This window comes from Candidatus Pelagibacter sp. Uisw_099_02, from assembly GCF_047727625.1.
GTDB lineage: Bacteria > Pseudomonadota > Alphaproteobacteria > Pelagibacterales > Pelagibacteraceae > Pelagibacter.
The window spans coordinates 1191375-1206595 of record NZ_CP159822.1 but is presented as its reverse complement, the minus strand read 5'-3'; the positions used below and the strand labels follow the sequence as shown (position 1 = coordinate 1206595).

Genomic DNA, 15221 nt, shown 5'->3' with positions numbered 1-15221 from the left:
TTAACTTGATTTTAAAAGTTCTATATTTTTTTTTATATTTCCATTGTTATTTTTGAATATAGTAGTCCCGGAAACTAAAATATTGGCACCAGCTTCAATAGCTAGCTTGTTATTATCAAAATTAATTCCTCCATCAATCTCAATATCTAAATCTAAATTTTTTTGATCTTTTATTTTTTTTAACTCTTTAATCTTTTCTAGCACTTTAGGCATAAATTTTTGTCCCCCAAATCCAGGATTTACACTCATAATTAAAACTAAATCTATTTCGTTTAATAGATCGGTTATTAAGTTAATTTTAGTCTCAGGATTTAAAGATACCCCAACTTTTTTATTTAAACTTTTAATAAGATGAATAGAGTTTTTTAAATTTTCTGTTGCCTCTGGATGTATCGTAATAATATCTGCTCCAGCGTCAGCATAATCTTGAATATATTTATGAACAGGAGAAATCATTAAATGAACATCGAATGGTAGTGTTGTATATTGTCTTAAAGCCTTAATAATTGGAGGACCCATAGTTAAGTTTGGAACAAAATGACCATCCATCACGTCCACATGAATCATATCAGCACCACCTTCTTCTAGTCTCTTAATTTCATTTCCAAGCTGACTAAAGTCAGCAGATAAAATTGACGGTGATATTTGTATTTTTTTCATTGATTACTACTTCAGTAGTATCAATTTTATTTTTAATTTGAATTAATTATTTACCAAAAATACGATAAATTTCTGCAGCAATTTCACTTTCTAAAGGAAAAGACAGCATTCCCATGACAGAATATCCCAATAGATAAGGCATTAAATAAAATCTGATCATATAAAAAAACCAAGCCACATAAAGTGGAATAAGAGGCTCTATAATAAATGAGGGCGTAATTGGTCTAAACAAACGTATTAAAGGGTTTGTTACTTTTACAAACACTTTCATAAAAAAAAATTCTGAATTTTCTTTTTGAAAAAGGTTCATCGCAACTTTTCCAATTAAAGTCCACATTACAACACCTAAAATATAATCAATTGTAAGAATAAAAGGATGAATTTCTGGCATAAATATAAAAAGGAATTTTGTTTAAAACTTTATTAAGGGGCGAAATAAATCGCCCCTTAATACTAAATTTAATTAGTGTTGTTTTCCAAGAATCGTTTTACCGCTTGGAATACGAAGTTCGTCAATCATATCTTGAGTAGCTCTGTCTGGCGCTTTTGTTAGTAAACTAACAACTACCATAGAAACTAAACTAACCAATGCTCCAACGATACCGAATGTAAGCTGAGTAATACCCCAGAATCCAGATCCACCATTACGTACCCAAACTAAGTACGCCATACCAGTTCCTAATCCTAATAGCATTCCTGCAACAGCACCAGGACCATTCGCTCTTTTCCACCATACACCTAGTACAAGTGGGAAGAACAATCCTGACATCGCAAAGTCAAAAGCCCATATTACTGAACCTAAGATACCTTGGATACCCATTGCGGCAATAGTTGCTCCAGCAAAACCAATTATTACAAGTAATACCCTTGCAACAATTAATCTCTTCGCAGCTTCTGCTTTTGGATCAATGATCTTGTAGTACAAGTCATGAGATAAAGCATTTGCGATTGCTAAGATCAAACCATCAGCAGTAGACATGGCAGCAGCCATACCCCCAGCAGCAACAAGACCTGAGATTACATAAGGTAATCCAGCAATTTCCGGAGTAGCTAACACAACGGCTTTACCACCCATGAAAAACTCATTTAATTCAAGAGTTCCATTTCCGTTAAAGTCGCTAACAAACATCAGGTTAGCTTGGTTCCAGTTTTGATACCAATCTATCGCTTGAACCTCAGCTATTGATTTACCAATAATCCCTGTTGAAAGTGTTGGATCAATCAGTGATAGTTTTGATAATGTAGCTAACATTGGCGCAGTTGAGTATAAAATGAAGATGAAAAGTAGCGACCATGCTACAGATCTTCTAGCTGATTTTACACTTGGAGTAGTAAAGTATCTCATCATAACGTGAGGCAAAGAAGCTGTTCCTGCCATCATACAAATTGCTAGAGAAATGAATCCCCAGTTTGTTCCATTAACTGATGAGTGTGCTTTAGTTATTCCAGCTAAACCTTTTGGTACTGTAGCTAAGTCGGCAGCAGAGTTTTTAACAAACCCAAACTGACCTTCTAGTTCAGCAATTCTAGCCACCTCATCTCCCAACATTAAATGTGGGAAGAATCCAGCACCCATTTTACTACTGATCCAGAACACAGGAAGTAAGTAAGCAATAATTAAAACTATATATTGCGCAACTTGCGTCCATGTAACCGCTCTCATTCCACCAAGCATTGAACACATCAATATACTTGCTAACCCAACATACACAGCAATTTCAAAAGGAATATCTAAAGCTACTGAAGCAATAGTTCCTGTTGCATTGATTTGTGCAGTCACATATGTGAATGAAGCTACTGTTAATACTAGTACCGCAGAAAGTCTTGCTGCATTACCACCATATCTTGTACCAACAAAATCTGGAACTGTGTAACAGCCAAATTTTCTTAAGTAGGGTGCTAATAAAGTTGATACAAGTATATAACCACCTGTCCATCCAACTAGCAACGCCATATAGCCATAGCCTTTGAAATAAATACCACCTGCCATCGCAACGAATGATGCACCAGACATCCAGTCTGCTGCAGTAGCCATTCCGTTAAATACAGTAGGTACTTGTCTCCCTGCTACGTAGTATGCGTCCATCTGAAGTGTACGTGATAACCAACCGATTATCGCATAGATAGCAATGGTGAATACAACAAAAGAAATTCCTATTGCTTTTGCAGACATCCCCATTTGTTCAGCAATCGCCATCAATATTATGAATCCTATAAAACCACCTGTATAGATTCCATAAACTTTTGGTAGATTGTCTATAAATTTACCTTTTATCATTAGCTATCCTCTCTTTCAGTGAAACCAAACTCTTCATCTATCTTCTCTTGTCTACCCGCAAACCAGAAATTCAAAATTACAAATGCTAATAATGAACCCTGACATGTCATATAATATGACAGCGGATAACCAAAAGGTCTGAAGCTAGATGCTTCCATTTCAGTTCCGAAAAAAAAGATGCCAATCGAGAATACAAACCAGATTGCTAAAGTTATAAACAATAGCCCCCTAGTTTTTTCCCAGTGTTTTGCTTTGTTTGACATTTTTACTCTCCCTATAGGTTAAAAACAAAACCATACCCATAATGAGCTAGAATTAAACCCTAAAAAACACTGCTATTAGCACCATTTTTGTATTATATAAAGATTAGGAGTAGATAAAAAGTGCTTAAATATAAACTTAAATTAAAAGATATAAAACTTGAAGATTTTAGAGTTTATTTGTTTGCCCTATTTAAAGAAATTCTTCCAAAGAAAAAAATCAATAATATAGAAGACCTTACACTCTTTATTCAAACCAAATCAGCCTGGGTATCACAGGTCACTTTATATAATTACTTGAAAACAAGAATGGGAACAAAGTGGGTGTTACACTTTGATGATGAAATATTTTTAGCATCTATAAACAAAGCAAAATGGAACATTTATGCAATATCACTTCAAGATCTTACTTTTTATAGCCTGTCATACCTGAATGTTTTTCATAATTATCAGGACATGGATAAAGCTAATGAAATTTATGATGAAATTTTGACCAAGGAAACTAAAAATGGAATGCCCGAAGAGATTATTGTATTAGCAAAAGAAAAATTTATAGAACGATTAAAAAAAATTGATTGGAATACATATTATAAATCTTGGCCATTTAATGAAAGCGCACTAACCTTATATAAATGGGCACCAGTAGCCGAAGAGCTAAAAACTTTAGATAGAAAAATAGTTTTAAACTCTATGATTTTGAAATGGGACAACATTAAAGATGAGTTTGCGAAATTAATTAAGATTTAAATATTTTTTCTATTATCTACTAAACTTTGTACAACACTTGGGTCAGCTAAGGTTGTCGTATCACCTAGTTGACTGTGTTCATTAGCAGCAATTTTTCTTAAAATTCTTCTCATAATTTTTCCAGATCTTGTTTTAGGAAGCCCAGGTGAAAAATGAATAATGTCTGGTGTAGCAAGAGGACCAATCTGTTTTCTAACCCAAAGCTTAAGATCTCTTTCAAGATCTAAATCTGATTTTTCTCCCAAATTTAAAGTAACGTAACAGTATAAACCATTACCCTTGATATCATGAGGGTATCCAACAACTGCAGCTTCAGCAACTTTTGGATGAGCAACGAAAGCACTTTCTATTTCAGCAGTTCCCAAATTGTGACCAGATACTATAATTACATCATCAACACGCCCTGTAATCCAGTAGTACCCATCCTTGTCTCTTCTAGCTCCATCACCAGTAAAATACTTCCCATCAAATTGAGAAAAATAAGTATCAATAAATCTTTGGTGGTCACCATAAACAGTTCTCATTTGCCCAGGCCAAGATTGTGAAATACACAATCTTCCTTCACCAGAACCTTTTATTTCTTTTCCATTTTTATCAACTATGGAAGGTTTAATTCCATAAAACGGCTTAGTTGCAGACCCAGGTTTTAAATTCATAGCCCCAGTTTGTGGACTAATTAAAATTCCACCAGTCTCAGTTTGCCACCAAGTATCAACTATAGGGCATTTAGAGTTGCCAACTGTTTTATAGTACCACATCCAAGCTTCTGGATTGATAGGTTCTCCTACAGTTCCTAATAATTTTAGGGATTTTCTTGAAGTTTTTTTAACAGGTTTATCTCCCTCTCTCATTAAAGCTCTAATAGCAGTTGGTGCTGTATAAAAAATATTAACTTTATATTTATCAATTATCTGCCACCACCTTGAACTATCAGGGTAAGTTGGAACGCCTTCAAACATTATTGTTGTTGCTCCATTAGCAAGAGGTCCATAAATTATGTAACTGTGACCTGTTACCCAACCAATGTCAGCTGTGCACCAATATATATCTTTAGGTTTATAATTAAAAACATACTGATGGGTCATAGAGGCATACACCATATAACCTCCCGTTGTATGCAAAACTCCTTTGGGTTTTCCAGTAGATCCAGAAGTATAAAGAATAAATAAAGGGTCTTCAGCATTCATTTCTTCAGGCTCGCACTTGCTTGATACATCTTTAATTAAATCGTTATACCAAATATCTCTGCCTTTAATCCAGTCAATCTTACTTCCTGTTCTTTTTACAACAATACATTTTTTAACATTTGGACATTTTTTTAAAGCTTCATCTGTAATTTCTTTTAAAGGAATTTTTTTACCAGCTCTAACACCTTCATCTGCAGTAATTATAAATTCAGATTCACAGTCGTTTATTCGAGTAGTAATAGAGTCAGCTGAGAACCCACCAAAAATAATTGAGTGAACAGCTCCAATTCTTGCACATGCAAGCATAGTAATTGCAAGCTCAGGAATCATGGTTAAATAAATTGTAACCCTATCACCTTTTTTAATACCTAGTTTTTTTAAACCATTTGCTGCTTTAGAGACTTCTCGATGTAACTGTTTATATGAAATCTTTTTTGTATCTTTTGGATCATCACCAACCCAAATAATAGCAGTTTTATCTTTTTTATCTTTAAGATGACGATCTATACAGTTGGCCGAAGCATTTAATGTTCCATCCTCATACCATTTAATTCTAACTTCTTTTTTACTGTATTTAACATTTTTAATCTTTTTGTATGGCTTGATCCAAGTTATCCTTTTTCCTTCTGTTTTCCAAAACCCATCATTATTCTTAATTGAGTCTGAATATTTTTTCTGATATTTTGATTTATTTACTAAAGCACTTTTTACCCATTCAGGTTTAGTTTTAAAAACTAATTCTTTCTCTTCTATTTTTTTTAAAACTTTTTTTTTGGCTTTAGATTTTTTAGGAATCTTTTTTTTAATAGGTTTTATTTTTTTTTGTTTTGGCATGAAATTTTTATATCTAAATATTACTCATCTTATTTAAAATTTTCCAGCTTTTAGAGTCAATTGGCATGACAGACAATCTACTCTGTTTAATGAGTGGTAAATGACTAAGATTCTTATTTTTTTTAACTTCTTCAAGTGTTACGGTCTTTTTTAGCTTCTCCTTAAATTTTACCTGAACTGCTACAAAACGAGCATTTTTATCAGTTTTATCTATAAAAGCTTCTTTAATAATCTCAACTACACCAACAATCTCCTTTCCTATGTTTGAGTGATAAAAAAAACAAAGATCTCCTTTTTTCATTTCTTTTAAATTTTTAGCTGCTTGGTAATTTCTTACTCCATCCCATGGAGCACCTTTTGCTCCAGCCTTTTTTTGTTGGTCAATTGACCAAACATCAGGCTCTGATTTCATTAACCAGTATTTCATTACAATCTTACTCCAGCACCTTTTAAAAAAGCAGCATCTTCATCTAAAGGCCATCTAGGTTTTGCAGGACTATCTAATCCACTAAACTGTTTTAATTTAAATTTTTCTAATCCAACCATTGCAATCATTGCAGCATTATCTCCACACAGGTTAATTGGAGGGAAGATTGCCTCAAAGTTTTCTTCCTCACAAAGGTTAGTTAATACCTCTCTAATTCTTTTATTTGCAGCAACACCACCTGCAACTACAAATTTATTTTTACTTATTTGATTCATTTTTTTAAATTCTTCAAAAGCAATTTTACTTTTCTTATATAATATTTCTTCAATAGTTCTTTGAAAAGATGCTGCTAAATCATATTTTTCTTGATTTGTTTTAATTTGCTTTGAAATTTTTAAAACAGCAGTTTTTAACCCTGCAAAAGATAAATTGCACCCACCCCTATGAAAAATAGGCTTGGGCAATTCATATTTCTCAGGATCACCTTTTTTTGCATATACTTCTATTTGGGGTCCTCCAGGAAACTCTATACCTAATAATTTAGCTGTTTTATCAAAAGCTTCACCCACAGCATCATCAATAGTTGTTCCTAATCTTTTGTAATTTCCTAAACCTTGAACACTTAAAAATTGAGTGTGTCCTCCAGAAATTAAAAGTAGCAGGTAGGGGTAGTTTAATTCAGAATTTAGTTTAGGACTTAATGCATGACCTTCTAAATGATTAACAGCAATGAAAGGTTTGTTAAGTGAAGAAGCCATTGCTTTTCCAAAACTTAAACCAACTGATAAACAAACTATAAGACCAGGTCCAGCAGTTGATGCTATAGCATCTATGTTTTCTATTTTTATTCCACTATCATCAATAGCTTTTTTTGTGATTGAGTCTATTTTTTCTATATGTGATCTTGCAGCAAGTTCAGGAACAACCCCCCCAAATTCTTTATGAACATCAACCTGGCTCGAAACAATATTTGATAAAATTGTTGGGATGCCTTGCTCATTTTCAGTTATGATAGAAGCAGCTGTTTCATCACAACTTGATTCAATTCCTAGTATTATGGGCTTTTTATTCATTAAATTAGTTTTTATTAATAATACAATCTCAATATAAATATGAAGTATAAAGCAAATAAATGAAAAATAAAAAAATTATTATAGGCTCAAGAGGAAGTAAATTAGCCCTGATCTATGCTGAAAAAGCTAGGGAAAAAATTCTAACATATGCAAAAGATTTTGGAATTGAAGAAGTAACTATTGAAAAAATTATAACTAAAGGAGATCAAGTTCAAGATAAAAGATTGTCTGAAGTGGGAGGCAAGGGTCTTTTTTCAAAAACTATTGAAGTAGAATTATTAAATAATAAAATAGACATAGCCGTTCATGCACTAAAAGACATGCCCTCTGCAGAAACCGAAGGATTATTAACAAATTGTTTTTTGGAAAGAAATGACCCTAGAGAAATTTTAATTAGTACAGATAATAAAAATTTAAAAGATTTAGCTCCAAATGCAATCGTTGGGACTTCTTCATTTAGAAGAGAGTTTCAAATAAAAAAAATAAGAAAAGATCTTGAGTGTAAATTAATAAGAGGAAATGTTGATACAAGAATAAAAAAACTTAATGAGAATTTATATGACGCAATTATTTTATCTTATGCAGGAATTGATTCCCTAGGTTTAAATCAAAATATATCTCAAACTTTTTCTACAAATGAAATAATACCTTGTGCGGGGCAGGGAGTTATTGCTTTACAATGCAGAAATAATGATGAAGATTTAATTAAATTATTAAAAAAAATCAATCACCAATCAACTCATAGCTCTATAAAAGCTGAAAGGAATGTTTTAAAGGTTTTAGAAGGAGATTGTGAAACGGCAGTAGGAGTATTCGCCAGTATTGATGGTGATAAAATTAATCTTGAAGCAGAGCTTTTTTCATTAGATGGTAGCAAAAGGTTCTACTTAAAATCATCTGAAAATGTAGATAAAGCTAATGAATTGGGAATAGAGATGGGAAAAACTCTCAAAAAGATATCTAATAATTCTTATAAAAAATAATATGCATATTTTGTTCACAAGACCATTAGAAGATTGTCATGAAATGATTTTAAAATTTCAATCACTTGGTCATGAAATATCTCATTTACCTTTAATCGATATTGAAGGTTTAAAATATGAAGCTCCAAATTATTCAGAGTTTGGAGGGATTATTCTTACAAGTGCTAATGCTGTTAAATTTTTAGATATAAAAAGTATTGATAAAAAAATTGCATGTTTTTGTGTTGGAAGTGCTACCGAAAAGAAAGCTAGAAGTGTTGGCTTTCAAAGTGTCTTTGCTGCTGATGGTAATGTAAATAATTTAAAGGAATTGATTTTACTAAATTTTAACTCTTCCGAAGGAAAACTACTTTATGTTAGTGGGGAAGTCATCTCTAGTAATTTAGATCAAGATCTAATTTCAAATGGTTACACTATAGAGCGGGTAATTAACTATAGAGCCAACTCAATTGAAAAGTATGATGAAGACTTTATTGAAAAATTAAAATTAAAAATGCCAGAAATTACTTACATTTACTCACAAAATAGTGCCATTAACTTTTTAAAAATAATTAAGAATTATCAGCTAGAAACCCTATGGATGAATACAAATTTAATGTGCATTGGCGAAAAAACCTCCGCAACTCTTAACGAAATTAAGTGGAAAAAAATTTTCCTTTTTAACCCTGGAGAAGAAGAATTTTTGCTATATAAAATTTAATTATGGACATATTTAATAATTTTAGCGACCTGTTTATTTCTGTTTGGTCTAATGGAATTCGTGGAGTTGATATTTTTCAAATACTTATTGGTATAGGAATATTTTTTATTTTCTTAGTTTTTAGAGGAATAATAAGTAAAGTTATTATTAAAAGACTAGAAGCCATCGCAAAGAGAACTACAAATAAATTAGATGACACTTTTGTTCATGCAATGGTGGGACCTGCTAGATTTTTACCAATCGTTTTGGGATTTTTTATTGCAAGCTACTATATGTCTTTTGGTGAAGATGCTAGAGCTGTAGTTGATACAATTAACAGAACACTGATCACTATTTTAATTTTCTGGTTAATACATCAAATTGTTGAACCAATTTCTTATATTTTAAGTGGGTTAGATAAAATGTTAACTCGTGAGTTAATTGGTTGGATTATTAAATCTTTAAAAATTTTAATTTTTATTTTAGGTTTAGCTGCTGTTCTTGAACTTTGGGGAATAAAGATAGGACCAATTATTGCTGGACTTGGTTTATTTGGTGTCGCTGTCGCTTTAGGTGCTCAAGATTTATTTAAAAATTTAATTTCAGGAATTTTAGTATTAGTAGAAAAAAGATTTAAGATTGGAGACTGGATTTTAGTAGAAGGTATCATTGAAGGTATCGTTGAAAAAATCGGTTTTAGGTCAACTGTTTTAAGAAAGTTTGATAAATCTTTAGCTATAATTCCTAATTTTCAATTTGCTGAGAATGCAGTTATAAATATTAGTGAAACTACTAACTGGAGAATAGACTGGGCAATAACTCTTCAATATGACACTACAGTTGATCAACTAAAAAAAATAAGAAATGAAATTGAAGAACATATCAAAAAAAGTGATGATTTTGATAAAGCTGTTGGGATTGCAGTGAGAGTTGAAAAGTTTTCAGATAGCTCTATAGATATGAGAGTTAGATGTTTTACTACCTCTAATAGTTTTGCTACATGGCTAGAAGTCAAAGAAAAACTTGCAATTGAAATAAAACAAATTGTAGAAAGGAATAGTGCAGCTTTTGCTTTCCCAAGTCAGTCAATTTATATTGAAAAAAAATGATAGCTATTTTTTACTTAGCTCTTCAAATATTAAAGCTTTATTCTTATGTGGTGATTGCAAATGTAGTTATCAGCTGGTTAGTTTCCTTTAATATTATAAATACTCAAAATAGGTTTGTTTATTCAATACTAGAAATGACTTATCGATTAACTGAGCCGATGCTTCATAGGATAAGACGATTTCTTCCTAACTTAGGATCACTGGATATTGCGCCGGTAGTATTACTGTTATTGATTTGGTTTATAGAAATGTGTATGAAGCTTTACATTGCACCAATGATTTTTTAAGGAAATTATATGATTTTAATAGATGGAAAAAAAATAGCAGCTGAACTTAGAGAAGAATTGAGACAAGAGGTTGTAAAACTAAAAGTTAAACATAATAAAATTCCAGGACTTACAGTAATATTGATTGGAGATATGGCCCCTAGTCAAATTTATGTACGTATGAAAGAAAAAGCTGCGAATGAAGTTGGGTTAAAATCTGAAGTAATTAGATATCCAGGTACTGTGGAAGAAAAAACAGTATTAGACAAAATTGAAGAGCTAAATAAAGATGAAAGTATTTCAGGAATTTTAGTTCAATTACCATTACCAAAACACATAGATAAACAAAAAGTTATTGAAACTATCTTACCTGGAAAGGATGTTGATGGATTTCACCCAATGAATGTTGGAAATCTTTCATCAGGTTACGAAAGTTCAGTTCCTTGCACACCTTTAGGATGTTATTTAATGATTAAAAAAATTGAGCCTAATTTGAGTGGAAAAAAAGCTGTTATGATTGGTAGATCAAATCTAAATGGTAAACCAATGGCACAGTTGCTTTTAAAAGAAAATTGTACCATAACAATTACTCATTCAAGAACAAAAGATTTAAAAGCAGAATGTTTAGAAGCAGACATTATTGTTGCTGCAGTCGGTATTCCAGAGCTTGTAAAAGCTGATTGGGTTAAAAAAGATGCAATTGTAATTGATGTTGGAATAAATAAAACTGACAAAGGTATTGTTGGAGATGTTGCATTTGATGAGGTTTCAAAAGTTGCAAGTGCTTTGACACCTGTTCCAGGTGGAGTAGGACCAATGACAATTGCTTGCTTGTTAAAGAATACTATTGAGTGTTTTAAAAGATCTCAGAAATAGATTCTTTAAAAGATATTTTATCAAATTAAGATTAATTTTTTATTGATTTCTAATCAGGGGATAAACTTTTGGGTTTAAATATTTTAAATTTGTTAACATAATTAAAGCTAACGTTATCAAACCAATACTTCCACTAATGTTAAATAATATTTGCAAATCCAATTGCCAAACTAATTGAAAGATGTTTTCAATAACATAATAAGAGCCAATTACAGCAAAAAATATTGCGATTAGTATTACTGAAAAAAATATTAAAACAAATTCTATAACAGAAGATAGAATAATTTCTTTTTTTGAAAAACCTAAAATTTTAAAAACTAAGTTTTGAAACTCTTTAATCTTACCTTGTACAATAATTGCACTAGAAATAACAATTAAGCCTATAATAATTGTAATTGCTGAAATCAAAATTACAGCGATAAAAACTTTATTTAATATATTAGTTACTTTTGTAAGATAATCAGCAATTCTTATAATTGAAATACTTGGTAGTATTTCTAGTAGTTTGGTTTCTTTGAATTTTGTTTGATCCTCAAATTTAGCTGTTGCTAAATATTCGTGTGGAATAGTGTTTGCAAATTGTGGATTGAACAACATAGCAAAATTTATAGATAAATCTCTATAATCAACTGCTCTAAAATTAACTATCTTTCCTTCAATCTCTCTTCCATAAATATTAAGTGTAAAAATATCTCCTAACTTTATATTAAAATCTTTTGCAACTTCACTATCTAATGAAATTTGAAGTTTGTTAGGTATTGATAAATCCCACCATTCACCTTTGGTTATTGGATTGTCTTCAGGAACTTCAGTGGCCCATGATGAACGCCGATCACTTCCAATTACCCAATAACTATTGTTGTCTTGTTTAATATAAGTTCTTGGATCTATTCCATTAATCTTAACAATGCCTGTCGCAACCAAAGGTACTATTTCTAATTTTGCACTAGAATCCATTTTAGTAATTGCACTCTCAAATAAATCTCGATCAGAGTTCTGAATCCCAATAAAAAAATAATCAGGTGCAATCTCAGGAATAGATTTTGCAATTTCTCTTTTAAAATTTGTACCAACTAATGCTAGTGTTAATAATAAAGTAACGCCCAAACCCAAAGACATAATTGTGATTGGAGTAATGCCTTTTGTTTGAGTAATATTCTTAATTGAAATTTTAAGAGGAATATTAGACATATTTTTTAAACTTTTTAATAAAAAAACAATAAATTTTGAAAGTAAGAAAAAAACAATTAAACAAATAAAAAAAGCTATAAAATAAAACAAACTATATAAAGGTCTTGCTGAGCCAATGATGAATAACATCATTAAAGCTGATAAAAATAATAAACTTACAAAAATAGACTTTTTTGAATAATAAAATTGTAAATTTTGAAATACATTTCTAAATAAGTTAGAAGCTTTTACTTGATCAATTGCATTAATGGTTGGAATGGAAAAAATGATTAACACCAACATGCCAACAAGAAATATTTTAATAAAATTAGTCAATGAAAATAAAGGTTTAATATTTAATCCTAGACCCTCAGATAAATATATATCAGCTACAGGAACCAATAAAAAACTTAAAGCATATGAAGCAACACTTACAAAAGTAAGTAAAATTAATAATTGCAGATAATATATTGTTTTTATGTTTAATGAAAAAAACCCCAAAGCTTTCTTCACTGCAATAGACATATTGCTTTGATTAATAAAAGATAACAGGGTATTTGCGATACCAATACCAGCAATTAACATAGCGCTAATAGATACAAGAGATAAAAATTGTGAAAAATTATCAATTATTCTTCTAAGACCGCTAGCTGAATTTTCAGGATAACGTAGTCTTACTGTAAGATCATCTTTAAATATTTCCTTAATTTTATTCCTAGTTACTTTTGTGTTGTCTCCTTCATTAAATTTAACCTTATATTCATAATTTAAAAAACTACCCAAACTATTAAGTTTTAATAGTTCTAAAGTTTCTTTACTTGTTATTGCAAAATCACCAAATGCTACAAAGCCACTTACATCAGGTAGTGATTTTATCACTCCAACTACTGTAAATAACTTATTTTGGACTTTAATTTTTTCATTCACTTTGAGATTTAAAGTTTTAAAGATATTTTCATTAACAATAATGGTATTTTTTTCTTGATGAATTCTATCCATTGCTCCAACAGGCTCATGAACAACTTCTCCATATAGTGGGTATTTTTTATCAACAGTTTTAATTCGAGTGAATAATGATTGATTATTAACATTTACTGATGAGACCATGGTTGTAAATTCAACCATTACAGAAATTGTTGTAAACTTTCTTACTTTATCAACTAATTCTAAATTTCCCTTCACTCTATTATAATCAATTTCAACATCTCCCCCTAATAAAGATTTAGCATTATCATCTAGTTCTTTTTTTAAACTATCTTCAATAGTTAAAATCGCACTTAAAATAAAAAGACTGATAAATAAAGTGAGGATAATACTAAAAATTTTGCGATAGTTTCTAACAAGATCTCTAAAAGCATATTTTAAAATTAAATTAAATTCAGAAATTTTAAGCAATTTTTCCATCTTTAATTTTAATTTTTCTTTTTGCTTTATTGGCTAACTTTGGATCGTGAGTTACCATGATTAAAGAAGAACCCTCTTCTTTGACATACTTAAATAATATATTTGATATCATTATTGAGTTTTCACTATCCAGATTACCAGTTGGTTCATCAGCTAATATTAATTGAGGTTTCATGGCTATTGCTCTTGCTATAGCTACTCTTTGTTGTTCTCCACCTGACAATTGACTTGGTAGATTATTAAACCTTTTCTTTAATCCAAATCGATCTAATAATTCTTTTGCTTGTTGTTCAGGGTTTTTAAGCTTGTTTAGCTCTAAGGTTAAAGCTACATTTTCAACTGCTGTATAATTTGGAATTAAATAAAAAGATTGAAATACAATTCCAATACTTTTTCTTCTTATTTCAGAAACTTCATCCTCAGAAAGAGTAGTTAAATCTTGGTCTTGGAAATAAATTTGTCCTGAGGTTGCTTTCTCTAAACCTCCAATTAACATAATTAAACTAGTTTTTCCTGAGCCACTTTCACCAACAATAGAGATAGTATCCTTTTTCTTCGTTGTTAAATCAATATTGTTTAAAACTTTTATGGTTTCTTTGTTAGTTTGGTATTTAAGATTAATCTTTTTTAATTTAAGAAGAGTAGTCATGAATAAAAGTTTTATTATTAAAATAATTATATTCTGTTTAGTTACTATAAAAGTATCTGCAATAGAAAAAATTATGCTATTTGGTGATAGTTTGATGGCTGGGTACGGCTTAAAGAACGAACATCATTTATCGGTAATTTTACAAGAAAAATTAATATCCGAAGGTTATAAAATTGAAGTAGTCAATGGTAGTGTTTCTGGAAGCACCTCTTCTGGTGGTGTAAACCGAATTGAATGGACACTTTCCGAGCCTAATATTGATTTAGTAATTTTAGGTCTTGGTGCAAATGATATGCTCAGAGGCATTCAGCCCAAAGAGACTAAAAAGAATTTAGAAAAAATAATAATAACTGCACAAGACAATAATATTAAAGTAATTTTGGCAGGCATGATTGCACCAACTTCCCATGGGACTGAATATAAAAATAATTTTGATCAAATTTATCCAGATTTGTCAAAGCAATATAATTTACAATTGATACCTTTTTTACTAGAGGGTGTTGCTTTAAAACCTGATTTAAATTTAAGTGATGGAATGCATCCAAATGAAAAAGGTACAATTATTATTAGTAAAACTTTACAGGAAATTATTTTAAAAGATATTTCTTCTAATTAATAA

At 30.6% G+C, this 15221-nt stretch carries 16 protein-coding genes; 7 read left to right on the top strand and 9 right to left on the bottom strand.

The annotated features are described in order from the left end of the window. From rpe to ABXT47_RS06475, 4 genes are all read right to left on the bottom strand, one after another. Nucleotides 1-660: a ribulose-phosphate 3-epimerase gene (gene rpe / locus ABXT47_RS06490; RefSeq protein WP_415308313.1), complete on the bottom strand. Its 660-nt coding sequence runs from the start codon at nucleotides 658-660 to the stop codon at nucleotides 1-3. Between the two features lie 46 nt (nucleotides 661-706). After that, a complete protein-coding gene (locus ABXT47_RS06485; protein ID WP_415308312.1) occupies nucleotides 707-1051 on the bottom strand; it encodes a hypothetical protein in 345 nt (114 codons plus the stop codon). Between the two features lie 72 nt (nucleotides 1052-1123). Further along, a complete protein-coding gene (locus ABXT47_RS06480; RefSeq protein ID WP_415308311.1) occupies nucleotides 1124-2938 on the bottom strand; it encodes a sodium:solute symporter family protein in 1815 nt (604 codons plus the stop codon). Then, nucleotides 2938-3201 (bottom strand): DUF4212 domain-containing protein, encoded by a 264-nt coding sequence (locus tag ABXT47_RS06475; RefSeq protein ID WP_415290496.1) that lies wholly within the window; start codon nucleotides 3199-3201, stop codon nucleotides 2938-2940. The genes ABXT47_RS06480 and ABXT47_RS06475 overlap by 1 nt, the downstream gene beginning before the upstream one ends. Before the next feature lie 120 nt (nucleotides 3202-3321). Here ABXT47_RS06475 and ABXT47_RS06470 point away from each other — a divergent pair, with 120 nt between their 5' ends. Continuing rightward, the gene (locus tag ABXT47_RS06470) at nucleotides 3322-3945 is read left to right on the top strand and encodes an esterase (protein ID WP_415308310.1); all 624 of its coding nucleotides are present in this window, start codon (nucleotides 3322-3324) and stop codon (nucleotides 3943-3945) included. Here the strand turns inward: ABXT47_RS06470 and acs are convergent. From acs to tsaD, 3 genes are read right to left on the bottom strand one after another with little or no spacing between them, the layout of a single operon-like run. After that, nucleotides 3942-5966: an acetate--CoA ligase gene (acs, locus tag ABXT47_RS06465; protein WP_415308309.1), complete on the bottom strand. Its 2025-nt coding sequence runs from the start codon at nucleotides 5964-5966 to the stop codon at nucleotides 3942-3944. The two genes, ABXT47_RS06470 and acs, sit on opposite strands and share 4 nt — an antisense overlap. A 13-nt stretch (nucleotides 5967-5979) precedes the next feature. Continuing rightward, nucleotides 5980-6393: an EVE domain-containing protein gene (locus ABXT47_RS06460; protein WP_415308308.1), complete on the bottom strand. Its 414-nt coding sequence runs from the start codon at nucleotides 6391-6393 to the stop codon at nucleotides 5980-5982. Further along, complete coding sequence (tsaD, locus tag ABXT47_RS06455) at nucleotides 6393-7466, bottom strand: tRNA (adenosine(37)-N6)-threonylcarbamoyltransferase complex transferase subunit TsaD (RefSeq protein WP_415308307.1); 1074 nt, start codon at nucleotides 7464-7466, stop codon at nucleotides 6393-6395. The genes ABXT47_RS06460 and tsaD overlap by 1 nt, the downstream gene beginning before the upstream one ends. A gap of 59 nt (nucleotides 7467-7525) precedes the next feature. Here tsaD and hemC point away from each other — a divergent pair, with 59 nt between their 5' ends. Genes hemC through ABXT47_RS06430 form a run of 5 tightly spaced genes read left to right on the top strand, consistent with a single transcriptional unit; the run spans nucleotide 7526 to nucleotide 11379 of the window. Beyond that, on the top strand, nucleotides 7526-8449 hold the full coding sequence (gene hemC, locus ABXT47_RS06450) for a hydroxymethylbilane synthase (RefSeq protein WP_415308306.1): 924 nt from the start codon (nucleotides 7526-7528) through the stop codon (nucleotides 8447-8449). A 1-nt stretch (nucleotide 8450) separates the two neighbouring features. Next, on the top strand, nucleotides 8451-9149 hold the full coding sequence (locus tag ABXT47_RS06445; protein WP_415308305.1) for a uroporphyrinogen-III synthase: 699 nt from the start codon (nucleotides 8451-8453) through the stop codon (nucleotides 9147-9149). Between the two features lie 2 nt (nucleotides 9150-9151). After that, the gene (locus tag ABXT47_RS06440) at nucleotides 9152-10237 is read left to right on the top strand and encodes a mechanosensitive ion channel family protein (protein ID WP_415308304.1); all 1086 of its coding nucleotides are present in this window, start codon (nucleotides 9152-9154) and stop codon (nucleotides 10235-10237) included. After that, a complete protein-coding gene (locus ABXT47_RS06435) occupies nucleotides 10234-10524 on the top strand; it encodes a YggT family protein (RefSeq protein WP_415308303.1) in 291 nt (96 codons plus the stop codon). Before ABXT47_RS06440 ends, ABXT47_RS06435 begins: the two co-directional genes overlap by 4 nt. Before the next feature lie 9 nt (nucleotides 10525-10533). Continuing rightward, the gene (locus ABXT47_RS06430) at nucleotides 10534-11379 is read left to right on the top strand and encodes a bifunctional 5,10-methylenetetrahydrofolate dehydrogenase/5,10-methenyltetrahydrofolate cyclohydrolase (RefSeq protein ID WP_415308302.1); all 846 of its coding nucleotides are present in this window, start codon (nucleotides 10534-10536) and stop codon (nucleotides 11377-11379) included. Nucleotides 11380-11418: 39 nt separating this feature from the next. Here the strand turns inward: ABXT47_RS06430 and ABXT47_RS06425 are convergent, their stop codons facing one another. After that, nucleotides 11419-13953: an ABC transporter permease gene (locus tag ABXT47_RS06425; RefSeq protein ID WP_415308301.1), complete on the bottom strand. Its 2535-nt coding sequence runs from the start codon at nucleotides 13951-13953 to the stop codon at nucleotides 11419-11421. Beyond that, complete coding sequence (locus ABXT47_RS06420) at nucleotides 13937-14602, bottom strand: ABC transporter ATP-binding protein (protein ID WP_415308300.1); 666 nt, start codon at nucleotides 14600-14602, stop codon at nucleotides 13937-13939. The genes ABXT47_RS06425 and ABXT47_RS06420 overlap by 17 nt, the downstream gene beginning before the upstream one ends. On the opposite strand from ABXT47_RS06420, the gene ABXT47_RS06415 reads away from it, so the two are divergent. Beyond that, nucleotides 14601-15218 carry an arylesterase gene (locus ABXT47_RS06415; RefSeq protein WP_415308299.1) on the top strand — a complete coding sequence of 206 codons (618 nt, stop codon included), beginning with the start codon at nucleotides 14601-14603 and terminating at the stop codon, nucleotides 15216-15218. The two genes, ABXT47_RS06420 and ABXT47_RS06415, sit on opposite strands and share 2 nt — an antisense overlap. The last annotated feature ends 3 nt before the right edge of the window (nucleotides 15219-15221 follow it).

What these genes read in the sequence shown, in the direction of transcription:
- acs (WP_415308309.1), bottom strand. Translation starts at nt 5,966, where the DNA reads ATGCCAAAACAAAAAAAAATAAAACCTATTAAAAAAAAGATTCCTAAA.
- ABXT47_RS06415 (WP_415308299.1), top strand. Translation starts at nt 14,601, where the DNA reads ATGAATAAAAGTTTTATTATTAAAATAATTATATTCTGTTTAGTTACT.
- ABXT47_RS06420 (WP_415308300.1), bottom strand. Translation starts at nt 14,602, where the DNA reads ATGACTACTCTTCTTAAATTAAAAAAGATTAATCTTAAATACCAAACT.
- rpe (WP_415308313.1), bottom strand. Translation starts at nt 660, where the DNA reads ATGAAAAAAATACAAATATCACCGTCAATTTTATCTGCTGACTTTAGT.
- ABXT47_RS06485 (WP_415308312.1), bottom strand. Translation starts at nt 1,051, where the DNA reads ATGCCAGAAATTCATCCTTTTATTCTTACAATTGATTATATTTTAGGT.
- ABXT47_RS06445 (WP_415308305.1), top strand. Translation starts at nt 8,451, where the DNA reads ATGCATATTTTGTTCACAAGACCATTAGAAGATTGTCATGAAATGATT.
- ABXT47_RS06480 (WP_415308311.1), bottom strand. Translation starts at nt 2,938, where the DNA reads ATGATAAAAGGTAAATTTATAGACAATCTACCAAAAGTTTATGGAATC.
- ABXT47_RS06425 (WP_415308301.1), bottom strand. Translation starts at nt 13,953, where the DNA reads ATGGAAAAATTGCTTAAAATTTCTGAATTTAATTTAATTTTAAAATAT.
- ABXT47_RS06440 (WP_415308304.1), top strand. Translation starts at nt 9,152, where the DNA reads ATGGACATATTTAATAATTTTAGCGACCTGTTTATTTCTGTTTGGTCT.
- ABXT47_RS06475 (WP_415290496.1), bottom strand. Translation starts at nt 3,201, where the DNA reads ATGTCAAACAAAGCAAAACACTGGGAAAAAACTAGGGGGCTATTGTTT.
- ABXT47_RS06430 (WP_415308302.1), top strand. Translation starts at nt 10,534, where the DNA reads ATGATTTTAATAGATGGAAAAAAAATAGCAGCTGAACTTAGAGAAGAA.
- ABXT47_RS06460 (WP_415308308.1), bottom strand. Translation starts at nt 6,393, where the DNA reads ATGAAATACTGGTTAATGAAATCAGAGCCTGATGTTTGGTCAATTGAC.
- tsaD (WP_415308307.1), bottom strand. Translation starts at nt 7,466, where the DNA reads ATGAATAAAAAGCCCATAATACTAGGAATTGAATCAAGTTGTGATGAA.
- hemC (WP_415308306.1), top strand. Translation starts at nt 7,526, where the DNA reads ATGAAAAATAAAAAAATTATTATAGGCTCAAGAGGAAGTAAATTAGCC.
- ABXT47_RS06435 (WP_415308303.1), top strand. Translation starts at nt 10,234, where the DNA reads ATGATAGCTATTTTTTACTTAGCTCTTCAAATATTAAAGCTTTATTCT.